10 protein-coding genes are annotated in these 8,839 nt (G+C 39.1%); 9 read left to right on the top strand and 1 reads right to left on the bottom strand.

The window, feature by feature from the left end; translation table 11 throughout:
• The first annotated feature begins 143 nt into the window (after positions 1–143).
• The 4 genes from KFT32_RS24205 to KFT32_RS24190 all read left to right on the top strand — a co-directional run bounded on the left by KFT32_RS24205 (position 144) and on the right by KFT32_RS24190 (position 3,005).
• A complete protein-coding gene (locus tag KFT32_RS24205; protein ID WP_205055031.1) occupies positions 144–518 on the top strand; it encodes a DUF2750 domain-containing protein in 375 nt (124 codons plus the stop codon).
• Between the two features lie 327 nt (positions 519–845).
• The gene (locus tag KFT32_RS24200) at positions 846–2,096 is read left to right on the top strand and encodes a toprim domain-containing protein (RefSeq protein ID WP_205055032.1); all 1,251 of its coding nucleotides are present in this window, start codon (positions 846–848) and stop codon (positions 2,094–2,096) included.
• A 323-nt stretch (positions 2,097–2,419) separates the two neighbouring features.
• Positions 2,420–2,749, top strand: coding sequence for a hypothetical protein (locus KFT32_RS24195; RefSeq protein ID WP_205055033.1), 330 nt, complete (start codon positions 2,420–2,422; stop codon positions 2,747–2,749).
• Between the two features lie 16 nt (positions 2,750–2,765).
• Positions 2,766–3,005, top strand: a complete 240-nt coding sequence (locus KFT32_RS24190) for a hypothetical protein (RefSeq protein WP_205055034.1) — start codon at positions 2,766–2,768, stop codon at positions 3,003–3,005.
• Between the two features lie 180 nt (positions 3,006–3,185).
• Here KFT32_RS24190 and KFT32_RS24185 read toward each other — a convergent pair whose 3' ends face one another.
• Positions 3,186–3,659 (bottom strand): hypothetical protein, encoded by a 474-nt coding sequence (locus KFT32_RS24185; protein ID WP_205055035.1) that lies wholly within the window; start codon positions 3,657–3,659, stop codon positions 3,186–3,188.
• Positions 3,660–3,819: 160 nt separating this feature from the next.
• On the opposite strand from KFT32_RS24185, the gene KFT32_RS24180 reads away from it, so the two are divergent.
• From KFT32_RS24180 to KFT32_RS24160, 5 genes are all read left to right on the top strand, one after another.
• Positions 3,820–5,514, top strand: a complete 1,695-nt coding sequence (locus tag KFT32_RS24180; protein WP_205055036.1) for a sensor histidine kinase — start codon at positions 3,820–3,822, stop codon at positions 5,512–5,514.
• 16 nt (positions 5,515–5,530) lie between these two features.
• A complete protein-coding gene (locus KFT32_RS24175) occupies positions 5,531–6,334 on the top strand; it encodes a LytR/AlgR family response regulator transcription factor (RefSeq protein ID WP_205055037.1) in 804 nt (267 codons plus the stop codon).
• A gap of 196 nt (positions 6,335–6,530) precedes the next feature.
• On the top strand, positions 6,531–6,746 hold the full coding sequence (locus KFT32_RS24170) for a hypothetical protein (protein ID WP_211749978.1): 216 nt from the start codon (positions 6,531–6,533) through the stop codon (positions 6,744–6,746).
• On the top strand, positions 6,719–7,696 hold the full coding sequence (locus KFT32_RS24165) for a DNA polymerase III subunit beta (RefSeq protein WP_211749977.1): 978 nt from the start codon (positions 6,719–6,721) through the stop codon (positions 7,694–7,696). Before KFT32_RS24170 ends, KFT32_RS24165 begins: the two co-directional genes overlap by 28 nt.
• Positions 7,697–7,763: 67 nt before the next feature.
• The gene (locus tag KFT32_RS24160; RefSeq protein ID WP_090727336.1) at positions 7,764–8,807 is read left to right on the top strand and encodes a DUF6094 domain-containing protein; all 1,044 of its coding nucleotides are present in this window, start codon (positions 7,764–7,766) and stop codon (positions 8,805–8,807) included.
• The last annotated feature ends 32 nt before the right edge of the window (positions 8,808–8,839 follow it).

Genomic DNA, 8,839 nt, shown 5'->3' with positions numbered 1-8,839 from the left:
TGTATTAATATTCTACTGCTTGCCATATATTACTCACTGAGTAATATGTTTCATAGTAAATTATATTTAATAAAGGTTATGAATTAGCACAACATAAACACGATAAATATGGTAGGAAAAGATAAGTTTGGAGGTTTTTAAGAATGAATAAAAAAGAGTTTGAGGCTGTAATTAATTTACCATCAAATGTTCGATACGAATATTTTATAAAAAAAGTAGCTGATTATGAAGAAGTATGGGGGCTGTATGATAACGGATGGGCTGTAACATCAGACCCAAACGGGAATTTATTACTTCCTTTCTGGCCTAAGAAAGAATTTGCAGAGGCATGTGCAATTGAGGATTGGAAGAATTATAAAGCTGAATCTATTGATCTAAGTGGATTTATTGAAGAATTCTTGCCACAATTAAAAGAAGATGGTATCAAACCTTCTATTTTCTTTAATAATGATGATTCAGCCGTGCTGGAAGTTAACACTTTGATCGAGGATATTGAGACTGAATTAGAAAAATATTAATCTAGATGAGTAACACAAGTCACCGATCAAATAATGATCGGTGACTTTTTATAATTACAAACATATAAATATCTTTTTTCTATTGATATTAAATGCTATAATCTAACCAACAGATATGTATTACATTAATTTTCTCTGCTGTCTTACATTTCGGTGGAGTGGGAGTAGCTGTATTAATGGCAAATAGATAGTTGGATTGCTGGTGCATGCGGTATAAGTATGTACTTTTTTTGCGTCCATTTTTGTGAGCTCATCGATAGATGAGCTCTTTTTTTATGCCCATAGGAGATTAAAAACAACAGGTTTCATAAAGAAAGGGGTTAATTCATGAGATTACGTAGAACTAGACATGCTGATTGGTTTGAGATTATGTCGCTGTGCCCGATCTGTGGAAAGAAAGGGTGGTGTGCGATCAATAAGGATCAGACCATTGTTCATTGCATGCGAGTACCATCGGATAAATACAAAGATTCAGATATTGGTCGGCAATATACACATTATTTAACGGAGAGTGCACCGCGGGAGCGAATTGAAATTGAGCTATCCAATGCGGTAGAGAAGCGATCAAATGACCATCTGAATCATGTATACCGTACCTTTACTAAAGAAGTCCCTCTGTCTACAAAGCACGCAAGTCACTTACGTAGCGACCGAATGATGGACGAGGACTCAATACGAATGAGAGAATATCGGACAATGCCAGAAAGGGACCGTTATAAAGTCGCTAAAGGGATGATAGGGCGATTAAGCAGCGAAAATGACTTACTAGGTGTTCCAGGATTTTTTGCAGCTGAGGGTCGCTATGGAGCATACTGGACGATAGCTGGGAATACGGGTCTAATGGTTCCGTATCGATCAATCCGTAATGAAATCACTGGCTGGCAAATTCGTGTAGATAAACCACCGCTCGAGTTGTCGATGCAGGGTTCTATAAAAGGTGAAATTATGGAGGAGGTTGAGCCACTTCCTAATGGCTTGAGACGAGCTAAATGCTCACTCCAAGTCCAGGATAAAACACTTGAAGTAATTCTTACTGAAAAGGATAAGAAGATATGTCATTCCAAGTCCGGTCAGTTTGTCTTCAGTGTAAAACTTGAGCAGGGTACCAAGTACTGGTGGTGGAGCAGCGGATCTAAAATGAATGGTGCTTCTATAGGGGGGCCACTGCCGGTTCATTTGGCTCTTCCTTATCCATGTCTCCCATATTGGAAAACAGGGGAGGATCCCAGCGATATTATCGACTGTTCAGAGGTATGGGTGACAGAGGGAGCACTAAAAGCAGATCTTGCAGCTGATCTAATGGTAAAGCCGTTCTTCGCCGTTCCTGGAACGGGAGCTTTTAGATTAGCCCTTGAACCATTAAAGGAGCTCGGCTGCAAACATGTCGTTTTAGCCTTTGACGCCGACGCAGTTACAACTCCTGAAGTACAACGTTCTCTAGAGCTATGCGCAGAGTTTTTTGCAAAAGAAAGCGATATGGCACTAAGCCTTGCAATGTGGGACGTTTCATTAGGAAAGGGAATTGATGATCTACTGCGGGCAAATTATGTTCCTCAGGTGTCTTCTTTATTGAGTTAAGGCTTTGTGTGGCAGGGAGTTCAAAATTAACTATAGAAAGAACAACATTAATATGAAAAAAATAGAATCTGTGGATGACGTAACAAAAATAAATCAGGGAGTGGTTAAAGCAGAGGGGATGCAGTTTAGCAATGTTGAGCTACTCTTAATCGAAAGTGCTCTATAGAGGAATCTGGATTTTTTATCGGTCCGGGTCAACGTTTATATGACAAAGTACGTAGTCATCTAGAGCCACAATGTTACAGATTTAACGAGACTGGTTCGTACTATCGGGTTATGTAGGATCGGTACAAATAAAAGAAGCATAAAAGGGTGATAAAAACATGCCAACTTGTATAAAATGTGGCTTTTACGATGATATAGATGCTGATTTTTTAACAAAGAAAAAAGATATCTGTATAAGTTGCGGACCACATATTTTAGTAGAATTCATCGTTAGTGATAAGCTCGGTAAATATGTGAATGTACATATCAAGAACCTCCTGGATTATAGTGGAGATGACGATGCAACTTTCTATAGTGAAAGTAAACACTCTTACAAAAAAGATGCAATTGATTACGCTAAGCAAGCTGCTGATAAAAACCAGAGGAATTTAATCATTTTGTACAGGGGAATCAGCCCTTGGTTGGCAGATAAAGAGTTGAGCATTTAGGTCAGGAGAAGATAGCATGCAATTTCAAATAAAACAAGTAGGTCGGCGCTGGTTTAAAGTCGAGGTTTTAGAGCCCATAGATGGCAGCAGGTCCTATTATGATAGAGGAAAAGCGGAAGCCAGTTTTAGTGTTAATCTTGAGTCATCGAATAGGAAATGGACGATCACAGGCACTGGATCAAGAGCTTACCGGAAAGAAATGATACAAGAATTAGAAAATTATGTTGAGCTGCACGAACCATGGATTGAAGAGTAGCAGCGGTGTTATATGTCCAGGTTTCATTCCGGGACAATTCTAATGTACTCATTAAACAAAATATCGGGTTATAAAAGAATGAAAGCGAGGACAAGACGTCCTCGCTTTTTTGACTTTTTGAGATGACTATTTTCGACAACAATTCTAACCTTTATACCATAAATAGAGTCGTAATATATGCTAGGATATTTGTAAAGTTCGTAATGGAACTGAAGTACTTATAACTACTTGAGCTGTGGAAACACGCTCAATACATACAAATTCTTCTGGCGTTGCTGTATTGTTATTTTTTCTGTACGTTACTTCATTTTGTAGAACGATTCTTGCTTTCCTTTTGACATCTTCAAGAGATGGACTTTGGACTCGAATACGGAATCCTGGAATATAAGCTGTATAGTGATTTTTATCTCTATTGGATTCATACAAAACAGGGAACTTGGTTCCACCCATAAGAAGAGTTTCGGTACTAGCGTTATCGTCTGGAATTAGGCTGCCAGCATCGATAAGCGATGAAATTTCATGATTTAGAATTTCTTGAGTAATTTCACGTGCTTCTTCGTAAGTATCACCGATGATGTCCATGTTTAGAGCAGGTATGTAAGCTACAACATTCGACGTAGCTCGATCTCCTTCGTAAATTACTATATAAGACACAGAATAATGCCCCCCTTTTGCCTGATTGCGAACGTTCTACTTGAAGTTTATAACAAATTTGTTAACAGTGGAATATTAATGGCCTAAAATGGAGATTAAACGACCTGAAATGTAAATTATGTAGGTAAAAGGAGGCAGGACTTAGGAAGGATATGTTTTTATGCCTGAAAGAAAATTTGCGTTTTTATCCGCAATAACTATATTTATTTTCCTATTAACAAATCTATTTATCTTCTATAACATAAGTAAAAAGACCTTTTTAAATCATATGTCAAGTGACACGATGGTCATTTCAGAATATATTTCTTCTGATATAGACAAATTTAGCAGCACTATTAAGATCTCCGATGCGCTATTATCGGATTCTTTACGAAATGCAGCTATAGCAATACGCAATAGTCTACCGATAAAGTATAAAGATGTTACAAATGATCAGTTGAAGGATTTAGCGAGTCGTTTAGAGGTCAGTGTGATTTCATTAATTGCACTAGTAAAGGGGGATTATACTGTTGTACTCTCTTCAGATGCATCCCGGATAGGTAAGAAGTTAAGTGATTGTGATACATGTGATACTGCGATGTCCGATCCCTATTGGTCTGTTAAGCCACCTGTGCAGTCTATTAATTCTGAGACTCATCATAAACATGGTTATTACTATGACGGAGAAGCGGATTATATTATCAATCCTTATGTAGATAATGGATATTATTTTTTAGTTAATCAAGAGATGGACGTAGATACATACGTAAATAACATTCTCCAAGACCATAAGGGGGAATTACTTGATATAACCGCGTTGTTTTGGATTGATGTTATCGAACCTTCTGTAAATAGAGAGCTAACTATGACTTCCCCTCTTAGAGGAACTAATCCTACAGAGGAGGATATATTTTTAGGATCAAACTCATTTGCGAGTTCTAGGGATATAGATCACATGCAAAGAGCTGCATTAACGGGGGATTATACAACTTATGAAGACGTAATAAACGGCCAACGTGTCATAAAAACTTTCTACCCAGGTGTCGTTGATGGATATACGTTTATTATTAGCATCACAGGCAACATGGAAATATCGAATCCGGTATTGAACAGTCTTATTTCTAAGTACGGGATTCTTTTAACAAAAGTAACGATCATAAGTCTATTATTCGGGTGGGCTGTACTGAAGTTGTCTAAATATCCAGGTCGTTCTGTTACGAATGAGCATGAAAAAGCTGAGGGTAATATCGATCATTTGTGGGTCGAGGTGAAAGGTCAACGGCATGACTTAAACAATCATTTGGATACCCTGCATGGTCTTATTGAACTTGGATTTTATAATGAGGCAAAAGAATATATCAATGAGATAGTTGAAGAGACATCAACTATCAACGAGATAATTGATATTGGGCAGCCGGAAATTGCAGTGTTAATTCTATCTAAGATGTCTCAGGCAACTGCTAAGAATATCGATTTTCAGTTTGAAATTCTAAATAAAACTGAATCAAAATTAGTTCTTTTAGGAAGTAGGAAAATGGACGTAGTAAAAATCCTCGGAAACCTATTGGATAACGCATTTGAGGAGGTGATGAAGTTAAGTCCAGATCAAAGACTGGTTGTGCTTAATGGAGAAATACGTAACGATGTATTCCGATTTTTTATAAAAAACAAATTGAGCCAACACCTATCTCCTGCCATGATTAAGCAAATGTTCCTTCCAAGAAAGACTACAAAAAACAGCACTGGAATTGGGCTAAGCATTGTTAATGAGAGGGTAAAACGTAACGAAGGAAGCATTATTTGTCAGCTTACGGAAGAAGGTTTTATCCAGTTTAATGTGTTGCTACCGACGGAACAGAGTAAACTAAGGGAATAGAGTAAGAGGTGCAAAAATGGAAACAAATTTTACAATTATTATAGCTGAAGATGGAGTTGTCCAACGAGGAAAATTAAAATTATATGTCGAGAAGATGGGACATACCGTCGTAGACATGGTAAGTTCGGGTTCACGTTTGATTGAAAGCTGCGCAATATACCGACCGGACATTGTTCTCCTTGATATCGGACTCGAGAAGCTGGATGGATTATCCGCATTTCGTATACTTCGAGAAAGCGGGAATAACTCAAAAATGATCTTTGTGACGGGTTCTGGGAATCCTACACATCTTTTAGCGAGCTATGATTTGGATAGCATTGATTACATCCTGAAACCCGTAACCTTTGAACGCCTAAAAAAGGCGATAGATAAAGCTGTTATACAGTTGAGTGCAGAGAACATCTTAAGTACAAGACAGAATGAGGATGTAAACATGATCACTGTTATGTCTAACAGACGTGATCTACTAGTAAACGAGAAAAAGATACTTTTCGTCGAGAAGATTAACGATACAAAATGGATAAAGATTCATCTCAAAGATGGAGAAATCATTGAAACAAGAACACCTTTAAAAAAAATATTGGATCAGACATCGAGGATTATTTTTTGTCCACATCGGAGTTTTCTCGTAAACATGTTGTGTGTGGAGGAGGTAAGGGCAGATCCAGTCACTAAAGGAAACTATCTGATCTCATTGCAGAATTCTGTTGCCGTTATCTTACTTTCTAGAAACCACTATGAAGAATTCTTACAACGACAATCTGAACTGAAGAATAGGATGAACATTGATGGCTGGTTAAGCTTGCAGGGAACCAATTGAATTAATATAATGATGGTATTACGATTTACCATTATTTTTCACCACCGCTATCATTTCGGTAGGTGAGCGAGTAACCCAATTTAGGGAACATAAATATGAGGCATGAATTGCCGTGGAGAACAAAGACACGCCAGAGGTGTGTTTTTTTGTTTCTTCACGGCTTTTTTTGTGCTTAAAAACTGGGAGGAATTTAGAAATGGCAAAAGCAGTGGAAGAACGTGTTACTACGGCAGTTAAGGCAGAGGGAGTATCGTTTACCGTTGATCATGAAGCGATTATGAACGTATTAACGACTTGTTCTAAGGTAGTGCCGAGAAGCAGCGTTGTTCCAATACTGAAATGTATTAAGTTTGATTTAAACAAAGATGTTCTTTCGTTACGGCAATGTCCGATTCCCAATCGGTTATTGTGAAACTGCAGGTAGAGAATACAGGAAATCAGGATGGGAGCTATCTATTTCCTTCAAGAGAAGGAATAGAACTTGTAAAACGTTTGCCAAGCGGTTCGCTATCGTTCAGTGTAAATGAGGCCTCTGTACGTATCTCGTACGGGAACAATGGTTCTGCATCGCTTAAGGTCTTGGATCCGGACGAGTATCCTCAGCTGCCGTCAGTGGCCGGAGTAAAGTTTGTGCCGGTTCCAATGGATGCCCTGCGAAAGGGTGCTGCAGCCCAGCGTTTTGCCTCAACTGATTCCAGTACTGCTATTCTCTGCGGTATTAATATCCGCAAAGTAGAGGATAAGCTTGGATTTACCGCGACGAATAGGCATCGGATATATGATTTCGTTTCTGACGTAAAGATACCAAATCCAGACGAGTTTCGTGGTGGAGTTATCGATGCTATAAATTTCAAAAGTATCGTAGATACTTTTAGAACCTCTGAAAGAATTGATTTTGCAGTGACGGATCATCATTTAATTTTAAGAGACCGTAGCAGCAATTCAGTGTACTTTGGTAGGCTAGTTGAGGGAAGTTATCCTGATATTGCGAAACTCTGTGAGATGCCTGAGCAGTCCTGTCTTGCAAGGATTCCGCTTGGGCGCCTCGACGAGACGTTGAACCGGATGTTATCGCTAGAATCCGAAAATCATCGTGTATATTTTTTACATGGAGATAACGGAGAGCTGGTTGTTAAATCGGAAAGCCACACAGGTGAGATTGTAGAGTCAATTGAAGGCTCCGTTGTAGATAAAAGTATGGGAATGATCAGGTTCAATGCTCGATATCTGAGGGATGCCCTTTCAGCCAGTGACCGGGATGTGAACGATGTTTTATTTAACATTACAGGTCAGAGTACTCCATCATATATTACGTATGATGGAGATCCATCGGTATTGAACGTTGTATTACCCGTGAGGTAATAAATATCAAGATAAAAGAGAGCTGCGCATGCGCGGCTCTTCTAATTTCTATTGGGGGTTAATAAATATGTCCGATAACATGAAGCGCATGTTTGATCGAATTATTAGAAACAAAATTCGTATGGGTAACTTTGAGACAACTGATCGAGATATGGACTGCGTACGAAAACTATTACAATTTCCTGATCGGCCGTTCTCAGCTGCGGATTTTTGTGCAGGAAGTGGCCGTGCAATGGAGATTCTTACACAAGGTTCAAAGGCTGTAACGTTTGGTGTGGAACCTAATGAAGAGAAGTACCTGGAGCTCCGAGAGCGCGTACACCAAGCATGTTTTGGAGGCTATGAACAGTGCCGTATCTCTAAGGACTACTTCAGGCTCATATACTTAAATCCTCCCTATGATGATGATTCGGAATCAGAGGAGAGCAAGCGAGAGCGTAAAGAAAAGGTGTTCCTTCGGCACATCATTCAGTACTTGGCGGTTGACGGAATACTTATCTATAACATTCCGAGGCGACGTATGACTAAGGATATTGTCAATTTGCTAGTCACTAATCTGGATGAGATTAATGTTTATCAATCTCATGACGATACATACGGTCAAGTATATGTTTTCGGTCGTAAACGATCTGTAAAGTTCATTGATCGACCGGAAGTACAAAGAATACTTGGATTAGTTGCTGAAGGAATTGTACTTAGTCGGTTACCTGAAGCAATAGATCCTATTTATAAAGTGCCGGCAGGGAACGTCACTCCAAAATACTTCAGATCGATAATCATGGACGTAGACCAGCTCAGGGTCGTTTCTTGCCATTCATCTTTGTCACGAAGAGGCATGGAATGGACGACACCTAAAGCACCTGCTTTGAAGCTGCAGCCGCTCCTTCCGGATAAAGAAATGCATAGGGTCCTAAGAATGGCCTCAGGCCGATTAAACGGAAAAGTTGGCAGCGGAGAACTTCTTCACGTTCTAAAAGGCATTGTGAAGAAGGATGCTACTACGGAAATTGAAAAAGTCGGGGATGAGACCATAGAGACGACAAGGGAAACCTTTAAGATTACCTTTCGTATCGTGGACCGGTTTGGAAATATTCGAACGGTTCAGAGCTAACATCTTAGAAAGCAAATGAGGGGGAATAGAGA

The organism is Paenibacillus sp. Marseille-Q4541 (assembly GCF_018310695.1).
Taxonomy (GTDB): Bacteria; Bacillota; Bacilli; order Paenibacillales; family Paenibacillaceae; genus Paenibacillus.
This window is presented reverse-complemented; position numbering and strand designations above follow the sequence as displayed.